This window comes from Brevibacterium sediminis (assembly GCF_024895295.1).
GTDB lineage: Bacteria > Actinomycetota > Actinomycetes > Actinomycetales > Brevibacteriaceae > Brevibacterium > Brevibacterium sediminis.
Map to the genome: position 1 here is coordinate 77,866 of NZ_JAHQRN010000011.1, position 20,902 is coordinate 98,767.

A 20,902-nucleotide genomic window follows, 5' to 3' on the forward strand; every position below is an offset into this window, starting at 1 on the left:
GCCGACTTCCCTGACGACTGACTTCCACAGAGGCGTGGAGAGGTGAGAGACCGATGAAGAACATCGGAGACAGCGACGGACAGGAATTCGGTCTGCCCACCGCTCCCCCCGCAGGGGCTGACCGTCGAGCTCTGTCCCAGTTCCGCCGCGCTCACGGACGTCGCATGGAGATCGCCGAGGAGAATGAGCTTGTCGACCTGCTGAGCACCTATGCGCAGAGCAGCCTCGCCCAGGTCAATTCCTTTATCGCCACCAGCCACGTCGTGGCACAGGATGTCGCCTACGCTCTGGGGCTCATGGGCACTCGGCTCGATACGGTCTACGAATTCGCATCTTTCACCAGAACCGCTGCCCGGCACCGTCTGCCCGAGGACAAGGGAGTCGATCGGAAGTCCGACGGCGACGACTGCATCGTCGACGTTGCTGACGACGACGCATTCTCGTCGACCAGAAGCTGGACCCGAAGAGAGACACGTGCATGGACCCAGGCACTGGCCGCTGTCGAGGCCGAAACCGGGAGGAAGATCGACGCAGACAAAGGACGGAAGAAGGACCGCGCTGCCGGTCGCCGCACTCGTCGCGTGAAGAAGCTGGCAAAGCAGCTGCTGACCGACCCCGCTCTGCTGCCTGACTTTCCCGGCTACGACCCGAAACTGACGTTCTTCACGTGGCTGCGCGGCAGCATCGAACCGACTGAGGCCGGGGTCTATTCGAGTCTCCTCGGGGCAACGACGAGTAACTCGCTCAGGCATATGACCTCGTCGATGACGCTGGCCCAGGGACTTCCGAAGTTCCTCAAGCGATGCCTCGATGGGGACTTCACGATCGAGCACGTCGATTGTGTCACTCGCGCATGCCGTGACCTGCACTTCGAGCACCTGCCGGAGTTCGACGATTATCTGGCGCACAGGCGCGCCGACATCACGATCGAGACGTTCAAGCGCTCGGTCGCCTTGAAAATCGCGGTAATCCAACCGGCCGAGGACACTCTGAAGAGTGTTTCACTGCGTCGTCGGGTCGATTTCAGCAGCGGCGACGATGGGACTGCGTACCTCACCCTGACCGGGCCCGCACCGGAGCTTCAAGCGTGCTTCAGAAGGCTCGACGCCTTTGCCCGGGCAGTGCATAAGAGCCATACGAGTGCGTTCTCAGGTCAGTTGAAGGCTGGAGACTGCTTTGATGAGGAGCGTACGATCTCGGCTCTCATGTTCGACATCCTCACGCGCACGCGTCCGCAGCTGAAGCTGCGCATCATCAGCACGAACGACACCGACAGCTCGTCGACAAGCACCGATTTCCCTCTCGACGGCCTCTTCGCCGGACCCGACGGCACACCGATGCACGAGGGTGAGTCCCTGCTCGACTACATCGAGCGGGTATTCGACGACATGGACAAGACCGGCTGCCAATCACAGGCTCAACCTGTGCCAACCGATTCGGAAACCTCCGCTCAAGATGGCTCCACCACCGATGCACCCACCACACCGGCCGACCGCGTCTTCGAATCCCAGATGCTCGAGGCCATTCTCAGCAGCAATAGCGTCACAGACCGCGACAAGGTCGACGCGCTCTCAACTTTCATCGGATCGCGTGCCGGCGGAGCTCGCCCCGCAGCCGAGGGCGCCGGAGCAGAGACAGCGGGAGTAATCGATGCTTTCGGCAATCCCATACTCGACGCCGGCGAGCGCCGCATCAGTTTCGAGTTCCTGCTTGATATGCCGACCAGTGAGTATTGGCTGGCAAATCAGGCCAGCACCTTCATCACTGTTCCGCTGCTGACTCTGCTCAGCCAGTTCCAGTCGGAAGACGGCAGTGTTCCGCCACCTACCGCCGATCCCCCGGGCGCGCCGCCGCCGACAAACGATCCGCCGGGTCCACCGCCACTGAGCACCGATCCCCCTGATGCGCCACCGCCGCCCATAGTTTCCCCGGACCTGCCGCCCACGGCCGAACCACCGACCGCACCGATCGCACCGACCGCACCGACTGCACCGACCGCACCGACCCACTCAAACACACCGGCTACAGGACCTGACGGACCGCTGACCTCAAATGAGGTGTGCGATCTGGCGGGCATGCTTCCAAACGGGTCGCCGATTCCCGCCGACATGGCGCGGCGGGTCGCAGGATACTCCACCACCTGGACCCGGCTGCTGACCGACCCTGCGACCGGAACACCGGTCGATGCGAAGGCAACGTCCTACGCCATTCCCAACAGCGTACGCAAAACTCTCGTCGCACAGTTCGTTACGTGCACCTTCCCCGGGTGCACTCAGCCCGCCGAAGTGTCAGAAGTGGACCACATCGACCCGTTCAATCACTCCGACCCGACCCGAGGTGGCCTCACCCGCTTCGGAAATCTCCATTGCCTGTGCAAGGCGCACCACTTGCAGAAGACCAACGGCAGTTTCGACGTGCGGATGACCGAGCCCGGCCACCTGGAGTACGTCTTCCGCAAGGGCGTCACCGTGGAGGTCGTCTCACCGGACAACCCGATCAGCGTTGAGCATGCGCGGCTGTTCCTCGAACGGTTCGGCAGGGGCCTCTCCCGCATGGGACGAGCAGCAGCACCGGAGGAGTTGAGCACAGAGGGTCCTCTGACCCGCGAAAGCGCTCCAGCAGCCGAGCACGAGTCGGGCAGCGGTCCTGGGTCCAACGGCGGTCCTGAGTCTGGCGCCGAGACGTCGTCTGCACAGGGCGGCGATGCAGACACCGCTGATCCCGCGCCCGGCGATCGGAAGCGAGCACGGGAATGCCCTGAACCGGCCGCGGCCGACGGATCCCCTGGCTGGAGGGAGCTCACCGCCGACGACCTCTTCGCTTTCACACCCACGCCTGCGCCGAGCAGTTCCGGCACCACATCTGGCACCGCGCGTATAGACGAGGACAACGCCGAAATGCGCAGCTGGTTCTGGGACAACGGCGAACCTCCACCGTTCTGAGACGACTCCGACAACCTCGCAATGCCCTGACGCAGGTCCTCTCAACCCGAGAGTCGTCGGTCTCCACATCAACGGAGCACGCAGAAAGGGCCGGCGATTCTCGGTCAGAATGACCAGAGAATCGTCGGCCCTCCGTTCCTGTTTAGCTGCGGGCGGAACGCCTCAGCAGACTTCGAACAGTCCGGCAGCTCCCTGTCCTCCGCCGATGCACATCGTGACGACGACGTACTTCACTCCGCGGCGACGTCCCTCGATGAGAGCGTGACCGACGAGGCGAGCACCGGTCATCCCATATGGATGTCCGACGGAGATGCCTCCGCCGTCGACGTTGTACTTCTCCGGGTCGATGCCGAGGCGGTCACGGCAGTACAGCGCCTGTACGGCGAAGGCCTCGTTGAGTTCCCAGAGTCCGATGTCATCGATCGACAAACCATGGGTCTTCAGCAGCTTCGGAATAGCGAACACCGGTCCGATGCCCATTTCGTCCGGCTCACAGCCGGCCACGGCCATGCCGCGATAGATGCCCAACGGTTCGAGTCCGCGTCGGCTGGCTTCATCGCTCGACATGACCACCGAAGCAGAGGCCCCATCAGAGAGCTGAGAGGCATTGCCGGCGGTGATGCTCGGGACTTTCGACGCCACACCGGGCTCGAGAACCGGATTGAGTCCGGCGAGGCTTTCGATCGTCGTCGACGGCCGGTTGCCCTCGTCGGCTTCGAGAAGCACATCCTGACGCGAAGTCTCCTTCGTCTCCTTGTCGACGACGACCTTCGTCGTCGGCAGAGGCACGATCTCGTCATCGAACCGTCCGGCCTCCTGAGCAGCGGCGGTACGCTGCTGCGAAGACAGGGAGTACTCGTCCTGAGCCTCACGGCTGACGCCGTAGCGTTCGGCCACGACCTCGGCCGTGGCCAGCATCGGGTAGTAGATGCCCGGGATGCGCTCCACGAGCCACGGATCCTTGGCCCGGAACGTGTTCATCTTGTCATTCTGGACCAGCGACACCGACTCCACGCCACCGCCGACGGCGATCTCCTGGCCGTCGAAGAGGACCTGCTTCGCCGCAGTCGTAATGCCCATCAGCCCGGAAGCGCACTGCCGGTCGATCGACATGCCCGGAACCGTCACAGGAAGCCCGGCTCGCAGTGCCGCCTGCCGAGCGACATTCGTCCCTTGGCTGCCCTGCTGCAAAGCGGCACCGAAGACGACGTCCTCGACCTCACCGCCTTCCAGACCGGCGCGCTCTACGGCATGTTTGATCGCGTGGCCGGCCAACTCCTGAGCCTGGGTGTCGTTGAAGGCACCACGGTAGGCCTTGCCGATCGGCGTGCGAGCCGTCGACACAATCACTGCTTCTCTCATGGGTCTCACCTTTCGAAGATGTTCGTGAACTCGTCGTGAGGACGGTGGCGATCAGTCCTTCGGACCGCCGGCGACGTAGATGACCTGACCGGAGACGAATCCGGCACCCTCGGAGGCGAGGAACGATGCCGTGTGGGCGATGTCCTCGGGCTTGCCCGATCGTGCCACGGGGATCTGCTTGACCGAAGCTTCGACGAACTCCTCGAAGCCCATACCTACGCGCTCGGCGGTGGCCTTGGTCATATCGGTTTCGATGAAGCCGGGAGCGATGGCGTTCGCGGTGATGCCGAACTTGCCGAGCTCGATCGCCCAGGTCTTCGTGATTCCCTGGATGCCGGCCTTGGCAGCGGAGTAGTTCGTCTGTCCGCGGTTGCCCTGAGCCGAGGTGGAGGACATCGAGATGATGCGGCCGAACTTCTCTTCGACCATGTACGACTGCACGGCCCGAGCCATGAGGAACGCTCCCCCGAGGTGGACGGAGAGAACCTTGTTGAACTCCTCGTGAGTCATTTTGAACAGGAGGTTGTCACGCAGGATCCCTGCGTTGTTGACCAGAACGGTCGGCGCGCCGAGGGTCTCGGCGACCTGCTTGACCGCAGCGTTGACCGAGTCTTCGTCAGAGACATCGGCTTCGAGGCCGAGCGCTTCGCCGCCGGCTTCCTTGATGGCGGCAACGGTCTCATCGGTGGGGCCCATATCAAGAACGGCGACCTTGAGTCCGTCGGCTCCGAGTCGCTTGGCGATGGCGGCTCCGATGCCGCGGCCTCCACCTGTGACGATTGCTGTACGAGTCATGAACAAGCTCCTAAAGATGATGTTGCGTCATTGCCGTGGGGAACCGAGTGTTCGACTGCGGTTCGCGTCTGCACCGGAACCGATGTGACACAGCTCTCCCATGCAGCTAAGGCCACTGTAGACCAATTCCGTCACTGAACGATTGTTTGCTCACCTTTCAGACATATAGCCGGGTCCAGCGACTCAAAACCTCGACGCCGTTCTGCGAAGCTCCGCTCGCAAGCACCCCGACCTCGCCTTTTGTTCTCCCTGCCCGGCTCGCCCGGCAGATTATCGAACGTTCAAAAATCTAGCTCAAAACCATTGACTTCACCAGAGTGATTTGGAAGTGTTCACATCAGTCGAAGTCCATTACGGATTGCCGACGACTCCGAGCACCGTCACTGACGACGGCTCGGGCAACGTGTGGAGCAAACGTGTTCCAAGAGCTTTTCAAAGGAGAAAAGATGAACTCTGTCTCGCGAAGTCGCCGCCGCAGACTCTCGGCAGCCGCAATCATGGGAGCAATCGCATTGACTGCCACAGCCTGCGGAGGCGGTGGTGGCTCGGGTGAGGGCGACACGGTTGTCATCGGCTACACCGGACCGCTCAGCGGAGGAGGCGCCGCGTACGGCGAGAACGTGAAGATCGGTCTCGAAATGGCCATCGACGACCTCAACGCAGACGGTGTAGAGGTCGACGGCAATCCCGTGACACTGGAGCTGAAGTCCCTCGACGACAAATACGCACCATCCACCGCGGCAAGCAATGCTCAACGATTGGCCGATCAGGACAAGGCCCCGGTGGTCGTCTCCCCGAACGCCGGAGCGATCAAGGCGATTCAGCAGATCAACAGCGGCAGGTCGAACTTCCTCATCTCCGCCTACACCTCTGACCCGGCGATCGTGCAGGCCGACAACCCTCTGACGATGATGATTCCTCCGAACTTCGAGTCCTATGCCGAGGAATTCTCCGAAACTGCCATGGAGCACGGAGGCAAGAAGCTCGCTCTGCTAGGTACTCAGAGTGAGTACGGACAACAGTGGACCAAGTCGATCAAGGATGCCTGGAGTGAAGCCGGCGGGAAGATCGGCGGCGACAACAGTGTCGACTACGCCACCGTGTCCGACTTTGCGGGCCCCGTCTCGAAAGCCCTGTCAGAGAAGCCCGACGCCATCTTCGTCGGCGGACCTTCCCAACCGACAGCGCTGATCATGGAAGAAGCTCGAAAGCAGGGCTTCAAGGGCAGCTTCCTCGTCATGGACCAGGCGAAACTGGATGAAATGGCCACGGTGACGAAGCTCGACAATCTCAAGAATTCGGTCGGTGTCCTGCCAGTCTCCGAATATGAGGATCCCGGTACCGAGGACTTCCTGAAGAAATTTGCTGAGAAGGCCGGAGAGAAGAAGGTCCCGACCAGTGAAACGGCACTGAACTACCAGGGAATTGCGATCATCGCGAAGGCGATGGAGACTGCGGGGACAACCGACGACCCCGAGAAGATTCGCGAAGCCATCAGCGAGGCACTGCCTGAGGTCGATGACAAGTACAAGGTCAATGGCTTCCCCGACGAGATCACAGAACAGGGCCACCTCCTCAATCCCAACCTGGAAGCAACCTTCCTCAATGAGGACGGCAAATACACCAAGGTGCCGATCGAACAGGTATCCGACGACAAGTAATCTCCGTCAACGGCCGTTCTTAAGGTGAGGCGCATCGGTGCGCCTCACCCGGGCCGCACTCATGCCTGCAGAGGACCCGACAATCATGACCCTCTTCATCCAACAACTCTTTAATGGCCTCGCGCTGGGCGGTGTCTACTGTCTCGCTGCGATCGGGCTGACATTGGTATTCGGAGTGCTGCGCATTCCCAACCTGGCTCACGGTGCGCTGTATATGCTCGGCGCCTACATCACCTACTTCTTCCTGACAACCGTCGGCGTTCCCTATATCGCCGCAATCGGCATCGCTGCGATCATGCTCTTCATTGTCGGAGTCGGTCTCGAGCGCCTCGTCTTCCACCCCTTGCGCAACTCCCCGCATACTCACCACATGATCGCGGCCGTCGGTGCGATGTTCTTCTTCCAAGCACTGGCTCAAGCGATCTGGGGCGCTGACTTCCGACGCATGGACACACCGATCACCGGCGAACTCCGCATTCTCGGCGCCGAGATCTCTGCGCAGCGAATCGTCATCATCGTCACCGCTGTGATCGTCTTGGCCCTGTTGGCGCTGTTCATCAAGCGGTCCATCCATGGCCAGACGATCGAAGCGATCGAACAGGACCGCGTCGGTGCATCGCTGGTCGGCATCAACCCGTCGATGGTTTCAATGCTGACACTGGGGCTGTCCGCCCTCCTGGCCACGATCGCGGCGGGCCTCGTCGCACCGATCAATCTCCTGTCTCCGACGATGGGCGACGCACTCAATCTCAAGGTGTTCGCCATTATCATCCTCGGTGGTCTGGGGTCGCTTCCCGGCGCCATCGTCGGCGGTTTCGCACTCGCCATCGCGGAGACGATGACGGCGACCTACATCTCCTCCGCCGTCGGTGAGGCCGTGGCATTCATCGTTCTCGTCGCCGTGCTGGCCATCAAGCCGAACGGACTGTTCACGAAGGCGGTGCAGCGATGAACCCAATGAAGAATCCTCGAATCGTCGGCACCATCGCCGTCATCATTCTGCTCGGTCTGACGCCCCTGGCGTTTGCACAGGAGAACTACGCGATGCGAGTGATCACCGTGGGCATGTGTGCGGCGATCGCTGTCTACGGCCTCAACATCATCCTCGGCTTCACGGGACAGCTGAACCTGGCTCAAGGCGGGTTCTTCGGAATCGGCGCCTATGGAGTCGGGCTGCTCACCACCGATTACGACTGGAGCTTCTGGGCAGCGTTCGTCGTGTCAGTCATCGGTACTGCGGTCATCGGCTACCTCTGCGGGCTGATCGCCCTGCGGACCAAGGATGAGTACTTCGCCATCTTCACAATGGCCATCGGCTTCATCATCTTCCTCGTCATCAGCCGCTGGGAGCCCGTGACTCATGCCCATTCCGGGGTCAACAATGTGAAATTCCCCGAAGGCGGAGGGCTCATCGACTTCGAATCTCCGGTCGCGATGTTCTACCTGGTATTCGCAATCCTGCTCATCTGCGTCTATACGACCTATGCGATTCGGCGTTCGAGCGTAGGCCGCACACTGCTGACCATCAGGACGAGCGAAGATCTGGCGGATGCGATCGGAGTGCGCGTCGGCTTCAGCAAACAGCTCGCGTTCGCCGCCTCGGCTGTCTTCGGCGGAGTCGGCGGCGGCCTCTACGCAACGGTGGTCGGTTTCATCGGACCCGATGCGGCATCGATCGACAAGACCTTCGAATTCCTCATGTTCATTCTCGTCGGAGGCATGGGCACTGTCGCGGGTCCTCTGCTCGGAAGCATGATCGTGACATTCCTGTTCGAACTCTTCCAGGACTTCCAGGCCTATCGATTCATTGTGCTGGGTCCTATCATCGTCGCCCTCGTGATCTTCGCGCCGCGGGGAATCGTCGGATACCTCGGCGGATTCGTCGACAGGCGCAATCGACGGCGCAGGGCGGAGGAAGCCCGTGGTGCCGACGACGATCTCGATTCGACAGGTGCTTCGACCTCCGGCGGAACAGGCGACCACCGCGCACGCAACGTCGCCGACGGGATCGAATCGGGAGCCGGCCGGACCGGAGGCACCCCCTCTTCCGAGGAGACGAAATGACAATGCTTGAAATACGAGACCTCGGCAAGCGCTTCGGCGGGCTCGATGCGGTCAAGGACGTCAGTCTGGACGTCGAGGCAGGTCAGATCACTGCAGTCATCGGTCCCAATGGAGCAGGCAAGTCAACGCTGTTCAACCTTGTCCATGGATTCTATCGGCCCACAGCCGGGACCATCAGCTTCAAGGGTGAGGACATCACTCATTCGTCACCACACCGGACTTTGGCCGGCGGCATTGCCCGCACATTCCAGACAACGAATCTGTTCGATGACAGCACTCTGTTGGAAAACGTCTTGGCCGGTCGAATCGTCCGTTCGAAGTCCAACGTCTTCGACGCGGTCTTCCACACGCCTCGCCATCGTCGTGAATCACGCATCAACGAGGACAAGGCGATGGAAGCTCTTGAGTTCTGCGGGGTCGCAGAATATCGGCACGATCTGGCGTCCAATGTTCCGCAGGAAGTGCAGAAGCGCACCGCAGTGGCCATGGCGCTGGCCACGGAGCCAGAGCTGCTGCTGCTCGACGAACCCGCCGGCGGCATCCCAGAAGAGGAGACTGTCGATTTCGGCAACCTCATTCGGTCGTTGCCACAGCGAGGCGTTTCCGTCCTCCTCGTCGAACACAAGATGACGATGATCATGGACCTCGCGGACACGATCCTCGTCCTGGACCACGGGCAGAAGCTGGCGCTCGGCGCACCGGCGGAGATCCAAACGAATCCGGATGTCATCCGTGCCTATCTCGGTTCGACAGCACAGGAGGAGAACTGATGCTCACGCTCGACAATGTCAGCACCGGGTACGATGCCACGAACGTTCTCCACGGGGTGAGCATCACGGCGAATCCAGGAGAGCTCACCGTGGTCCTCGGAGCGAACGGGTCAGGCAAGACGACACTCTTCAGAACCATCAGCGGACTGATGCGTGTCCGTGCCGGGTCGATCACCTATGAGGGTCGTCAGCTGCAACGAGCTCGCCCGAATGCCATCGTCAAAGCCGGTATCGCGCACTGCCCGGAAGGTCGCCATCTGTTCGGCAAGATGTCGGTGGAGAAGAACCTGCGTCTGGGGTCCTATCCTCACCGGAACAGATCGCGAACAGAAGAGGTCTACGCTGAGGTCCTCGATATGTTTCCGATCCTCAAAGAGAAGGCGAAGCAACCAGCAGGCTCCCTGTCCGGCGGACAGCAGCAGATGGTCGCAATCGGACGAGCATTGATGTCCGACCCGAGCCTGCTGATCCTGGATGAGCCGTCGATGGGCCTGGCTCCCATCGTCGTCGAGCAGGTGCTCGAGTCAGTCGCCCAGATCAATCGAAACGGCATCGGCGTCCTGCTCAGCGAGCAGAACGCGAAGGCATCGCTGGCGATCGCCCACAGAGGATACGTCCTTGCTGAGGGGAGGATCGTCCTCGCTGATGATGCCTCTCGGCTGCTCGACAACCCCGAGGTGCAGGCGGCTTACCTCGGCCTCTGACGAGCGGACGCCTCCCATTCGTGCAGGAAGACTGCGCAGTACAAAGATCTCGCCGAGGCGGCCCGGCCACCTCGGCGAGATTTCGCTGAGTTGATCGTTCCGAACGTCCAGAACGGTCAGTCACACTCATTCAATTCGGTTGGGCGTGCCCGGCCGTCTCACTCATCCTGGAACCGGGAGACGTCCCCGGCTCCGACGCGAGCCACCTCGGGGTACCGTCCGGTGAAGTCGATGACCGAGGTCGGCACGACTCCGGGGACACCGGACTCGATGACGATATCGAGGTCATTGCCGAGCTGGTCCATGACATCCTCGGCGTGAGTCAGCGGATCCTCATCGCCGGGCAGCAGCAGCGTCGAGGACAGGATCGGCTCCCCCATCGCCTCGACGAGGGCGAGGGCCGTGACGTTCTGCGGAATCCGAGCGCCGACCGAATGCTTCTTCGGGTGCATCATCCGGCGCGGGACTTCCTTCGTCGCCTTCATGATGAACGTGTACGGCCCCGGCGTCATCGATTTGATGGCTCGGAAATCGGAATTGTCGACGATGACGAACTGACCCAGCTGAGCGAAGTCATGGCACATCAGCGTGAAATGGTGCTTCGAACCGAGATGCCGGATGCGGGTGATCCGTTCGATGCCTTCTTTGTTGTCCAATGCGCAGCCGAGGGCATAACAGGAATCAGTCGGATAGGCGATCAGGCCACCGTTCCTGAGTGACTCAGCGGCCTTCTCGATCAGTCGGTCCTGCGGGTTCTCCGGATGGATATTCAGTAGTGTCGCCATACTTCATGCTAACCACTCTGCCGCCACAGTGCGAGGGGTTGACGGACAAGTGCCCGGCAATGCGAAAACGGTGGGCTCTTCGAGCCGAAACCTTTCGGCGGCGTCGGGCCGGTCCGTCAGATTCCCAGACCGAGCAAGAGGTATTGATCAGTCCGCCGTCACCGGCTTCTTCAGGCCCTTGACCAATTCGGCTCGGCCGGTGCGCGGATCGGAGGCGAGAAGGATATTCACCCACCTGGCTCTGGGATCCGCGTCGACCAGCAGAGCCTTGATGAGCAGTGTCGCCGGCAGTGCGAGCAGGGCGCCGAGCCAGCCGAGGATCCACACCCAGAACAGCAGTGACAGGAAGGAGATCAGCGGGGTCACCCCCACCGACTCACCTGTGAACTTCGGCTGGATGATCGCCTGGATGACGAAGTTGAGCACACTGTAGGCGATGACCACCCACAGAGCCGACTGCCAGCCGCTGTCGACCAGTGCCAGCAGGGCCGGTGGGACGAGGCCGATGACGAAGCCGATGTTCGGGATGTAGTTCGTCAGGAATGCGAGCACTCCCCACACCCAGATGAGCGGGACGTCGATGATCGCCAAGGCGATGACATCGAGGAATGCGACGATGAGGCCGAAGACCGTGGCGACCACCCAGTAGCGGCGGACGCCACTGGCGAAGTCGCCGATCGACGCCGACAGCGAGGGCTTCACATCGAGCAGCATCGCCATCCGCTTGTCGATGCCCATCGAGTCCATCGCCACGAAGAACACCGCCATGATCACCGTGGTCAGCAGGCCCGCAACCGACGACAGGTTCGTCAGCAGCGGATAGACGGCGTCGAGCACGGAGCGGACGTCGAAAGCCGAGAGCTGCTGCTGGATCACCGAGGATGTCACCCCGATGTCCGACAGCAGCGCCAGAGTGCTCTGGTAGGTGGCCACGAGTTCATTGCTGTAGCTGGGGATGAGGATGACGAGCTCGGCGACGGACCATGCCGTGAGGCCGAAGAAAGCGAAGATCATGCACAGCACGAGCACGACCGAGATGCACGCCCCGATCGCCCGCGGCACCTTGATCCGAGTGAGCAGCCTCTGCACCGGGTAGACGACGATGTAGAAGTTGAGCGCGAGGAACACCGGAGCCACGATGTCCTGGAGTCCGCGGAAGAACATCAGCGCGTACGCCAGGCCCGCCAGCGTCACCGCGATCATCAGCGCCCGTGCCGGCGGCCGCGCATGCCAGGGCCGTGCCTCGCCCGCTGCGTCGGAGGCGGCGTATCCGACCTTCCCCGACGCAGAGTCAGCGTGTAAAGACTCCGAGTCCGCCACAGGGCCCGTGTGCCCGGACGTCGAACCGGCTAACGGTGTTGAGGACGGCGCAGGCTCGGCCTGGCGAGCGGCATCGCCGGCTGATCCGACCGCACCGTCAGCGGCGCCCGACGCCTGCGCCTGCTCGTCCTCGTTCATTCAGCGTCCCCGACGCTTTTCGCGAATGCGCATCGACACCTCGATGGGAGTGCCCTTGAAGCCGAAGGTCTCGCGCAGGCGGCGGATGATGAACCGGCGGTAACCGGGATCGAGGAAGCCGGTGGTGAAGAGCACGAACTTCGGCGGACGCGACTGCGCCTGAGTGCCGAAGAGGATGCGCGGCTGCTTACCGCCGCGCACCGGGTGCGGGTTGGCCGCGACCAGCTCACCGAGGAACGCATTGAGTCGTCCCGTCGGAATACGGGTGTCCCAGCCTTCGAGAGCGGTCTCCATCGCCGGTACGAGCTTCTCCGCATGGCGGCCGGTCTTCGCCGAGATGTTCACGCGCGGTGCCCATGCCACATGGCCGAGATCCCGTTCGATCTCCCGCTCCAGATAGAAGCGACGTTCGTCATCGAGCAGATCCCACTTGTTGAACGCCAGCACCACGGCACGTCCCGCCTCGACGGCGGTCGTGACGATGCGGACGTCCTGCTCGCTCAGGGGATCCTGGACCTCCATGAGGACGAGAGCCACCTCGGCGCGTTCGAGCGCTGTCTGCGTGCGCAGCGCCGCATAGAAGTCGGCACCACTGGCCTGATGAGCGCGACGACGGATACCGGCAGTGTCGACGAAGCGCCACTGCTTCCCACCGAGCTCGATGAGCTCATCAACCGGGTCACGAGTGGTGCCCGCGACATTGTCGACGAGCACCCTGTCGGAACCGATGAGCTGGTTGAGCAGGGACGACTTGCCGACGTTCGGACGGCCGACGAGGGCCACACGACGCGGTCCGCCCTCTTCGACGCGGGTGTCGACGGCCGAGACCTCAGGCAGGATCGTGAGCACCTCGTCGAGCAGGTCGGCGACTCCCCGACCGTGCAGAGCCGAGACGGTCCACGGCTGGCCGAGGCCCAAGCCCCAGAGTTCGGCGGCCATGAGCTCGCCGCGCTCGTCGTCGACCTTGTTCGCGGCGAGGAGGACCGACTTCTTCTTCCGGCGCAGCATCTTCACGACCATCTCATCGGTCGAGGTCGGGCCGGTCGTGGCATCGACGACGAGGAGCACGGCATCGGCCATGTCCACGGCGACCTCGGACTGGATCGCGATGCGCGAGGCCATGCCCTTCGAGTCCTGGTCCCAACCGCCGGTGTCGACGAGGGTGAATTCCTTCGTGTTCCATTCCGCCCGGTAGCTCACGCGATCACGGGTGACGCCTGGAACGTCCTCGACGACGGCTTCGCGGCGGCCGAGGATGCGGTTGACCAGCGTCGACTTGCCGACGTTGGGGCGACCGACGACGGCCAGCACCGGTGCGGCACCGAGCGCTTCATCGTCGTCTTCATCGAAGCCGTAGGCGCGCAGCAGCGCACGGTCCTCGTCTTCTAGCTCATAGCTTTCGAGTCCGGCCTCGAGCGCGGTCGCCCGCTGCTCGGCCTCCTCGTCGCTGATGCTCTCGACACGATCGACGAGGTCTTCGTCGGGTGTCTCGTGGAATTCGGATTCGCTCATTATGAGTCCTTCACCAGCTGCAGCACCGTCTCGACCACCTGGTCGAAGTCGATGTCACTGGTATCGAGTGTGAACACTCCGTCGGCGGCCTCTAAGAAGCTCGTCGTGGCGGAGTCCTTGGCGTCACGGCCCGTGACGAGGTCTTGGGTGGCGGCGATCGCCTCGGCGTCGGCATTGCCGTGCACTTCCTTGGCCCGGCGGGCCACGCGGACCTCATCGCGGGCGGTCATGAGGATGCGCACATCAGCATCGGGGGCCACCACAGTGGTGATGTCCCGGCCCTCGACGACGATGCCCTCGGGTGCGGCGGCGATATAGGCCCGCTGCATCTCGATGAGCTCCTCGCGGGCGTCGATGACACCGGAGACCGTCTGCACGTTCGCCGACACGTCCTCACCGCGGATGTCCTCGGTGACGTCGATGTCGTCGACGGAGACGAAGAATTCGTCGGGGCTGAGCGAGATCTCCAGATCCGCTCCGCGCACCTGCTCGAGCACGTCGACGGGGTCGGTGACTCCGCGGTTGAGGCACAGCCACGCCATCGCCCGGTACATCGCACCGGTGTCCAGGTACTGGTACCCCAGTCGCCGCGCCACCTCCTTGGCGGTGCTCGACTTGCCCACTCCGGACGGTCCGTCAATGGCTACGACGCTCATGCAGTTCCTTCTTTCTCGATGGCGGATTCGGGGATCTGCCATCCCTTCGACAGCAATCCGATCTCCAGCTCCTGCTGGATGGCCGGGACCACGGACACGTCGACCATGCCCAGTTTCCGACCGGAGGCGTGATCCATCCGGAAGTCCTCGACATTGACGCCGAGGTCGCCGATGTCCTTGAACAGCCGGGCCAGCATTCCGGGCGTATCCGGAACCAGGATCGTGACAACAGCATAGGTGGTCGGCGGCTGCCCGTGCTTGCCGGGAATCCGATCGTGTCCCTCGTTGCCCAAAGCGATCGCCTTGGCGAGCAGTCCCGTCGACCCGGGTCCGAGTTCGAGTGCGCCGATGACCTCGTCGAGCTCGGTGCGCAGATCGATGAGCACGGAGCGGACCTCTTCGGCGTTTCCGGTCAGGATCTGCGTCCACAGACCCGGGTCCGAAGCGGCGATGCGCGTGACATCGCGCAGTCCCTGCCCGGCCAGTGAGATCTCCTCCAAGGGCGCATACCGTAGCTGAGAGGCGACGAGGGAGGACACGATCTGCGGCACATGCGAGACCTTCGCGACCGCGGCATCGTGGATGCGCGGATCCAGGTGGAGCACCGAGGCACCCGTATCTTCGGCCATGGCGATGACCTCGCCGAGGCGGTCGGCCGGGGTCTGCTCATCCGAGCAGATCACCCAGGGCCGGGCCGTGAACAGGTCCGACTGGGCGGCGATCGCCCCGGACTTCTCGCGTCCGGCCATCGGATGGCAACCGATATAGCGATCGAGCTGAGGTTCCGTGACCAATTCGCGCACCGCTTCGAGGAGGCGGGTCTTCACGCTGGCGACGTCGGTGACCGTAGCGTTCGGGTAGTCCTCGAGCGCCGAGGCGATCACCCGTGCGGCGACGTCGGGCGGGGTGGCCACGACGACGATGTCCGGGTGCGCGGCAGAAGATGCCGCGTCGGCGGCGACGGTCGGGTCGGCCGCCTCGGCGAGGTCTTCGGTCGGATTGACAACCTGACCGGCGCCGAGATCCGCGGCGAGCTGCTGCGCGGTCGGTGAGGTGTCTTCGAGGGTCACCTGATGGCCCTTTGCGCTCAGCGCCAACCCCAGGCTGGCACCGAGCAGGCCGGTGCCGATGATGTGGACTCTCACAGACCGACGGCCTCGAACAGTGCGCCTACCTCATCGGAGCGCAGCGGGCGGATCTTGCCCTGCTTCTGCTCGTCGAGGACGATCGGTCCGAACTTCAGCCGCACGAGCCGCTCCACCGGGTGGCCGATCTCGGCGAGGAGGCGGCGCACGATGCGGTTGCGCCCGGAATGGAGGGTGAGTTCGACGACGGACTTGCCCGGAGTCGAATCGACGAGCTTGAAGTCGTCGACCTTGACGAACCCGTCTTCGAGGTCGATTCCGGCCTTGAGGATGGCACCGGCATCCTTCGCCAGCTGTCCCTTGACCTTCGCGAGGTAGGTCTTCGGGATCTCGTAGCGCGGGTGGGCCAGGCGGTTGCTCAGCTCCCCGTCGTTGGTGAGCAGGATGATGCCCTCGGTCTCGGTGTCGAGACGGCCGACGTGGAAGAGGCGCTCATTGTTGTTGCGCACATAGTCGGCCAGGCAGGGTCGGCCCTCGGGGTCGCTCATGGTCGACACGACTCCCGCTGGCTTGTTGAGCACGAGGTAGACCTTCTTGGTCTGTGTCGAAATTCTCACTGTGTCCACGTACACGGACTGTGTTTCGGGGTCGATCCGGGTGCCCAGTTCGGTGACGATGGACCCGTCGACCTCGACGCGGCCATCGGCGATGAGCTGCTCACAGGCACGGCGTGATCCCAGTCCCGCCTCGGCGAGCACCTTCTGCAGCCGCACACCCCCGCTGACGTGGGCGTCTGATGTCTGACCGGCTCCCGAACCGCCCTTGTTGGAGGCCTGATTCGCCGTCGCTGCGCGCTGTTTTCGGCTGGGTCGGTTCTGGCGCCCGCCGGGGGCGCGGTGATCACGGTAGGGACTCATACATCCATTCTCTCAAATCAATCAGCGACTCGTGACATCTCGGCGGCCGAATCGGAGTCATCGTCGAGATCGTCGTCGAGGGCGCCGTCGATCTCGGCGAGCACTTCGGTGTCTTCGGCGCCGAGTTCGGCGACGTCGGCGTCTTCGGGCAGGTAGGGGGCGATATCGGGCAGGTCGTCGATCGCGTTCATGCCCATCGTGTCGAGGAACGTACGCGTGGTGGCGTAGAGCAGCGCCGAGGTGGACGCTTCCTTGCCTGCTTCGACGATGAGTCCGCGCAGCAGCAGGGTGCGGATGACGCCGTCGACGCTGACGCCGCGGATGGCTGCGATGCGGGGCCGGGAGATCGGCTGCCGGTAGGCGATGACTGCCAGAGTCTCGAGCGCAGCTTGGGAGAGCTTCGCGCTCTGCCCGGCCGTGAGGAAGTCCTTGACCACCTCGTGATAGTCGCCGCGGGAGAAGATGCGGAAGCCGCCGGCGACATGGCGGATCTCGAACCCGCGCTGCCGGTGGTGCTCATCCCCGTCGTAGTCGGCTTTGAGCGTCTGGATCGCTTCGAGGACGGTGTCCTCGTCGAGGCCGAGGGAGCCCGCGAGGTCTTCGGCAGTCACCGCCGAATCGGCGACCATGAGCACGGCTTCGATGCCGGCGAGGATCTCGTCATCGATCATGATTGTTCCCCTTCTGCTTCGTCTCCGCTCCAGTCGCCTTCGGTGCGCAGGTCGACTCCGTCTTCGTTCATCTCGGTGCGGTGGATGAGCAGCCGTCCCAGAGGTTCGGGCTGGTCGAAGTCGCAGAGGCCGACCTTGAACAGTTCGAGCAGGGCGAGGAACCTCGCCACGACGACCAGGGTGTTCTCGGCTGTTTCGAGCAGATCCTGGAAGTCGACGTCTCCGGCGCGCAGCAGGGACAGGATGTGCCCGCGCTGCTCGGACACGCTCACGAGCGGCAGGTGGATATGGTCGACGGCGACGCTCGGCGGGGTGTGGTCGCGTTGGAGCACGGTGGCGAAGATGCCGGCGAGCTCACCGGGACCGATGTTCAGCTCAAGCGGCGGCAGCACGTCCTGGAACTCCGGTTCGAGGTCGACATCGCGTGGGGCCCGGATCGAGCCGGCGGCCATCGCTTCGGCCAGGTACCCGGATACGGACTTGTACGCCTTGTACTGCAGCAGCCGGGCGAAGAGGAGGTCACGGGCTTCGAGCAGTTCGAGGTCGAGGACCTCTTCACCGTCTTCGTGCGGCAGCAGCCGTGCGGTCTTGAGGTCGAGCAGGGTCGCGGCGACGAGGAGGAACTGGGAGATCTCGGCGAGGTTCGCCTGGTCCTTCAGCTCGGTGGTGTAGGCGATGAACTCATCGGTCACCTCGGCGAGTGCGATCTCTGTGACGTCGAGGCGTCGTTTCGAGATCAGTCCGAGCAGCAGGTCGAAGGGGCCGGTGAAGTTGTCCAACCGCACCTGGAAACCCTGTGCGGCATCATCGCCGGGCGCTGCGCCATCGCCGGACACGATGTCAGTGCCGGAATCAGCGCCATCGCCCGAGGCGACGCCACCGCTCGAGGCAGACGCCTTCTCCTCAACCTCAGCTGCAGGGTCGCTCAGGGTGCGCCTCCGCGGGCGATGAGTTCCCGGGCCAGTCGACGGTAGGCTTCGGAGCCGGCGTGCTTCGGGGCGAAGCTCGTGATCGGTTCGGCGGCCACGGAGGCGTCGGGGAACTTCACGGTGCGGTTGATGACGGTCTCGAAGACCTTGTCGCCGAAGGCTTCGGTGACTCGCGACATGACTTCCTTCGAGTGCAGGGTCCTGGAGTCGAACATCGTGGCGAGGATTCCGTCGACCTCGAGTGAGGGGTTGAGCCGGTCCTGGACCTTCTCGATCGTCTCGACGAGCAGGGCGACGCCGCGCAGAGCGAAGAACTCGGTCTCGAGCGGGATCACGACACCATGGGCGGCAGTCAGAGCATTGACGGTGAGCAGTCCCAGCGAGGGCTGGCAGTCGATGAGGATGACATCGTATTCGTCGGCGACCTTCGACAGGGCACGGGCGAGCACCTGTTCGCGGGCGACCTCGCCGACGAGCTGGACTTCGGCGGCGGAGAGGTCGATATTGGCCGGCAGGATGTCGATGTTGTCGAAGTCCGTTTCGACGATGACCTCGTGCGGGTCCAGTCGCGGGTTCATCAGCAGGTTGTAGATGCTGATGTCGAGCTCATAGGGGTTGAGTCCCAGACCGACGGACAGTGCGCCCTGCGGGTCGAAGTCGACGAGCAGCATCTTGCGTCCGTAGGCGGCCAGAGCCGCACCGAGGTTGATCGACGAGGTCGTCTTGCCGACCCCGCCCTTCTGGTTGACCATCGCGATGATGCGGGCGGGTCCGTGCGAAGCCAGGGGTGCCGGCTCCGGGAAGTCCTGGGGCTCGTTTGCGGTCCGCTGCTGGGGGATCTCCAACGCCTCTTGCGTATTCATCTCTCGGATGGCCACCTTTCGTTGCTCTACGTCCAACCCTACCGCGCTCGGGGGTGCGAGGTCGCGTACACTTCCCGCAGTGTCTCCTCGGAGACTTTCGTATAGATCTGCGTCGTCGTCACCGAGGCATGGCCGAGCAGCTCCTGGACGACACGGATGTCCGCACCGCCCTCGAGGAGGTGCGTGGCGAACGAGTGTCGGAACGTATGCGGAGACACTTCGGCGTCGATCTTCGCCGTCTCTCCGGCGTCCTTGACGATCTGCCACGCCGAGACCCGGGAGAGCCGGGTTCCGCGTGCGTTGAGGAACAGTGCCCCGGCCGGGGCCGAGGATCTCGCCTTCGCCGCCATCGACGGACGCACGCGTGACACCCACGCTCCCAGGGCGCGGGCAGCGTGGGATCCGAAGGGCACGATCCGCTCCTTCCCGCCCTTGCCGTAGAGCCGGACGAGCCCTGAGTCGAGGTCGAGATCGTCGAGGTCGACGCCCACGGCCTCGGAGATGCGCGCCCCCGTGGCGTAGAGGAGTTCGAGCAGGGCCGCGGCCCGGATCTGCACGGGTTCCTCACCGTCGGTGGTCGCGATCATCGCTTCGATCTCGTCGAGTGCCAAGGCTTTGGGCAGCCGCAGTCCTTCCTGCGGTGGGCTGACCTCGGAGGCGGGGTCCGTGGGCGCGAGGTTCTCCCCCAGGGCGAAAGTGTGGAATCGTCGCACCGCGACGAGTGCGCGTGCCCGACTCCGCGGTGCCAGTCCCGAATCGAGCAGGTGAAGCGCAAAGTTCTCCACCTTCTGTCGATCGACATCGCCGAGGCGGCTCACCCCGTCCTCGGTCAGCCAGGATCCGTACCGGGCGAGGTCACGGGCGTAGGCGTCGATCGAGTTCATCGACAGTCCGCGTTCGAACCGCAGGGAGGCGAGATAGGACTCGAAGGCGCGCCGCAGGTCTCCGGGCAGGTTCTCCGGCAGGAGTTCGGCGCCGTGCCGAGCCACAGGGTCTCAGTCCTCGCTCGAACCGATGGTCTCGACCTGAGCACCACGGCCGAATTCGGGGCGGCCGTCGACGAGTCGCCTCGGCGCATCGACGGGACGGAACTCCACCGGTGCTCCCGCAGCTTCGGCGCGCAGCACCCGGTCGACCTGGAAGATCGCGAGCTGGGCGATCGCGTTGGTGATCCGTCCATCGGTCACGGCCGCGAGTGCTTCGTCGATGTCGACCCAGGCGTAGCGGAAGCCTGCCTCTTCTTCGCCGCGTTCGTGGCGGTCGGCTTCGGGAACGGAGGACAGCCCGCGTGCCAGGTAGAGACGCATCGTCTCCGAGCTGCCGCCCGGGGTCAGGCAGGAGTCGCTGAGGACGTCCCAGTGGTCGGCCGTGAGGTCGGCCTCCTCGACGAGTTCCCTCTTCGCCGCATCGAGCGGGTCCTCTCCGGGAACGTCGAGCAGACCGGCCGGGACCTCCCACAGCCTGGCTCGGACGGGATGCCGGTACTGCTGGGCCAGGAGGATCCGCTGCTGGTCGTCGACGACGGCCACGCCGACGGCACCGGTGTGCGCCATGAGATCGCGAACGAGCCCGGACGCCTCGGGCAGGTCGAAGGTCTCTCTGCGGATATCCCACACTGAGCCCTCGTAGACGACCTCGGATGAGGTGATCGGCGGGATCACCGGATCGTCCTGCAGGATCTCATCGTGCTGGGTACTCATCGGCTGCCTCCCGAAACTCGACGGTGGT

At 63.6% G+C, this 20,902-nt stretch carries 19 protein-coding genes; 6 read left to right on the top strand and 13 right to left on the bottom strand.

All coding sequences use genetic code 11. The features are described 5' to 3' along the window. The first annotated feature begins 53 nt into the window (after positions 1-53). Entirely contained in the window at positions 54-2,942 is a 2,889-nt protein-coding gene (locus KTJ89_RS18500; protein WP_259358862.1) for an HNH endonuclease signature motif containing protein, read from the top strand. A gap of 162 nt (positions 2,943-3,104) precedes the next feature. Here KTJ89_RS18500 and KTJ89_RS18505 read toward each other — a convergent pair whose 3' ends face one another. Further along, positions 3,105-4,304 carry an acetyl-CoA C-acyltransferase gene (locus tag KTJ89_RS18505; protein WP_259358863.1) on the bottom strand — a complete coding sequence of 400 codons (1,200 nt, stop codon included), beginning with the start codon at positions 4,302-4,304 and terminating at the stop codon, positions 3,105-3,107. Positions 4,305-4,355: 51 nt separating this feature from the next. After that, positions 4,356-5,099, bottom strand: coding sequence for an SDR family oxidoreductase (locus KTJ89_RS18510; RefSeq protein WP_259358864.1), 744 nt, complete (start codon positions 5,097-5,099; stop codon positions 4,356-4,358). Between the two features lie 446 nt (positions 5,100-5,545). Here KTJ89_RS18510 and KTJ89_RS18515 point away from each other — a divergent pair, with 446 nt between their 5' ends. From KTJ89_RS18515 to KTJ89_RS18535, 5 genes are all read left to right on the top strand, one after another. Then, positions 5,546-6,760, top strand: a complete 1,215-nt coding sequence (locus KTJ89_RS18515; protein WP_259358865.1) for an ABC transporter substrate-binding protein — start codon at positions 5,546-5,548, stop codon at positions 6,758-6,760. Positions 6,761-6,845: 85 nt separating this feature from the next. Further along, a complete protein-coding gene (locus KTJ89_RS18520; protein ID WP_139469740.1) occupies positions 6,846-7,712 on the top strand; it encodes a branched-chain amino acid ABC transporter permease in 867 nt (288 codons plus the stop codon). Positions 7,713-7,717: 5 nt separating this feature from the next. Next, positions 7,718-8,824 carry a branched-chain amino acid ABC transporter permease gene (locus KTJ89_RS18525; protein ID WP_259358866.1) on the top strand — a complete coding sequence of 369 codons (1,107 nt, stop codon included), beginning with the start codon at positions 7,718-7,720 and terminating at the stop codon, positions 8,822-8,824. Then, positions 8,821-9,594 (top strand): ABC transporter ATP-binding protein, encoded by a 774-nt coding sequence (locus KTJ89_RS18530; protein WP_259358867.1) that lies wholly within the window; start codon positions 8,821-8,823, stop codon positions 9,592-9,594. Before KTJ89_RS18525 ends, KTJ89_RS18530 begins: the two co-directional genes overlap by 4 nt. Further along, a complete protein-coding gene (locus KTJ89_RS18535; protein WP_139908273.1) occupies positions 9,594-10,298 on the top strand; it encodes an ABC transporter ATP-binding protein in 705 nt (234 codons plus the stop codon). Before KTJ89_RS18530 ends, KTJ89_RS18535 begins: the two co-directional genes overlap by 1 nt. A gap of 158 nt (positions 10,299-10,456) precedes the next feature. Here the strand turns inward: KTJ89_RS18535 and KTJ89_RS18540 are convergent, their stop codons facing one another. The 11 genes from KTJ89_RS18540 to KTJ89_RS18590 form a co-directional block, all read right to left on the bottom strand. Continuing rightward, positions 10,457-11,083: an L-threonylcarbamoyladenylate synthase gene (locus KTJ89_RS18540; RefSeq protein WP_101546252.1), complete on the bottom strand. Its 627-nt coding sequence runs from the start codon at positions 11,081-11,083 to the stop codon at positions 10,457-10,459. A gap of 147 nt (positions 11,084-11,230) precedes the next feature. Continuing rightward, positions 11,231-12,541, bottom strand: a complete 1,311-nt coding sequence (locus KTJ89_RS18545; protein WP_259358868.1) for an AI-2E family transporter — start codon at positions 12,539-12,541, stop codon at positions 11,231-11,233. After that, positions 12,542-14,053, bottom strand: coding sequence for a ribosome biogenesis GTPase Der (gene der, locus KTJ89_RS18550; RefSeq protein WP_259358869.1), 1,512 nt, complete (start codon positions 14,051-14,053; stop codon positions 12,542-12,544). Beyond that, positions 14,053-14,709 carry a (d)CMP kinase gene (cmk, locus tag KTJ89_RS18555; RefSeq protein ID WP_259358870.1) on the bottom strand — a complete coding sequence of 219 codons (657 nt, stop codon included), beginning with the start codon at positions 14,707-14,709 and terminating at the stop codon, positions 14,053-14,055. The genes der and cmk overlap by 1 nt, the downstream gene beginning before the upstream one ends. Further along, positions 14,706-15,854 carry a prephenate dehydrogenase gene (locus KTJ89_RS18560; protein ID WP_259358871.1) on the bottom strand — a complete coding sequence of 383 codons (1,149 nt, stop codon included), beginning with the start codon at positions 15,852-15,854 and terminating at the stop codon, positions 14,706-14,708. Before KTJ89_RS18560 ends, cmk begins: the two co-directional genes overlap by 4 nt. Then, entirely contained in the window at positions 15,851-16,711 is an 861-nt protein-coding gene (locus KTJ89_RS18565; protein ID WP_139908276.1) for a pseudouridine synthase, read from the bottom strand. Before KTJ89_RS18565 ends, KTJ89_RS18560 begins: the two co-directional genes overlap by 4 nt. Before the next feature lie 17 nt (positions 16,712-16,728). Next, positions 16,729-17,382 carry an SMC-Scp complex subunit ScpB gene (gene scpB, locus KTJ89_RS18570; protein ID WP_181271742.1) on the bottom strand — a complete coding sequence of 218 codons (654 nt, stop codon included), beginning with the start codon at positions 17,380-17,382 and terminating at the stop codon, positions 16,729-16,731. Next, positions 17,379-18,218 (bottom strand): segregation and condensation protein A, encoded by an 840-nt coding sequence (locus tag KTJ89_RS18575; RefSeq protein ID WP_259358872.1) that lies wholly within the window; start codon positions 18,216-18,218, stop codon positions 17,379-17,381. Before KTJ89_RS18575 ends, scpB begins: the two co-directional genes overlap by 4 nt. A gap of 89 nt (positions 18,219-18,307) precedes the next feature. After that, entirely contained in the window at positions 18,308-19,174 is an 867-nt protein-coding gene (locus tag KTJ89_RS18580) for a ParA family protein (protein WP_172170094.1), read from the bottom strand. Between the two features lie 38 nt (positions 19,175-19,212). Beyond that, positions 19,213-20,163: a site-specific tyrosine recombinase XerD gene (gene xerD / locus KTJ89_RS18585; protein ID WP_259358873.1), complete on the bottom strand. Its 951-nt coding sequence runs from the start codon at positions 20,161-20,163 to the stop codon at positions 19,213-19,215. Positions 20,164-20,169: 6 nt separating this feature from the next. Beyond that, on the bottom strand, positions 20,170-20,874 hold the full coding sequence (locus tag KTJ89_RS18590; RefSeq protein ID WP_259358874.1) for an NUDIX domain-containing protein: 705 nt from the start codon (positions 20,872-20,874) through the stop codon (positions 20,170-20,172). Between the last annotated feature and the right edge of the window lie 28 nt (positions 20,875-20,902).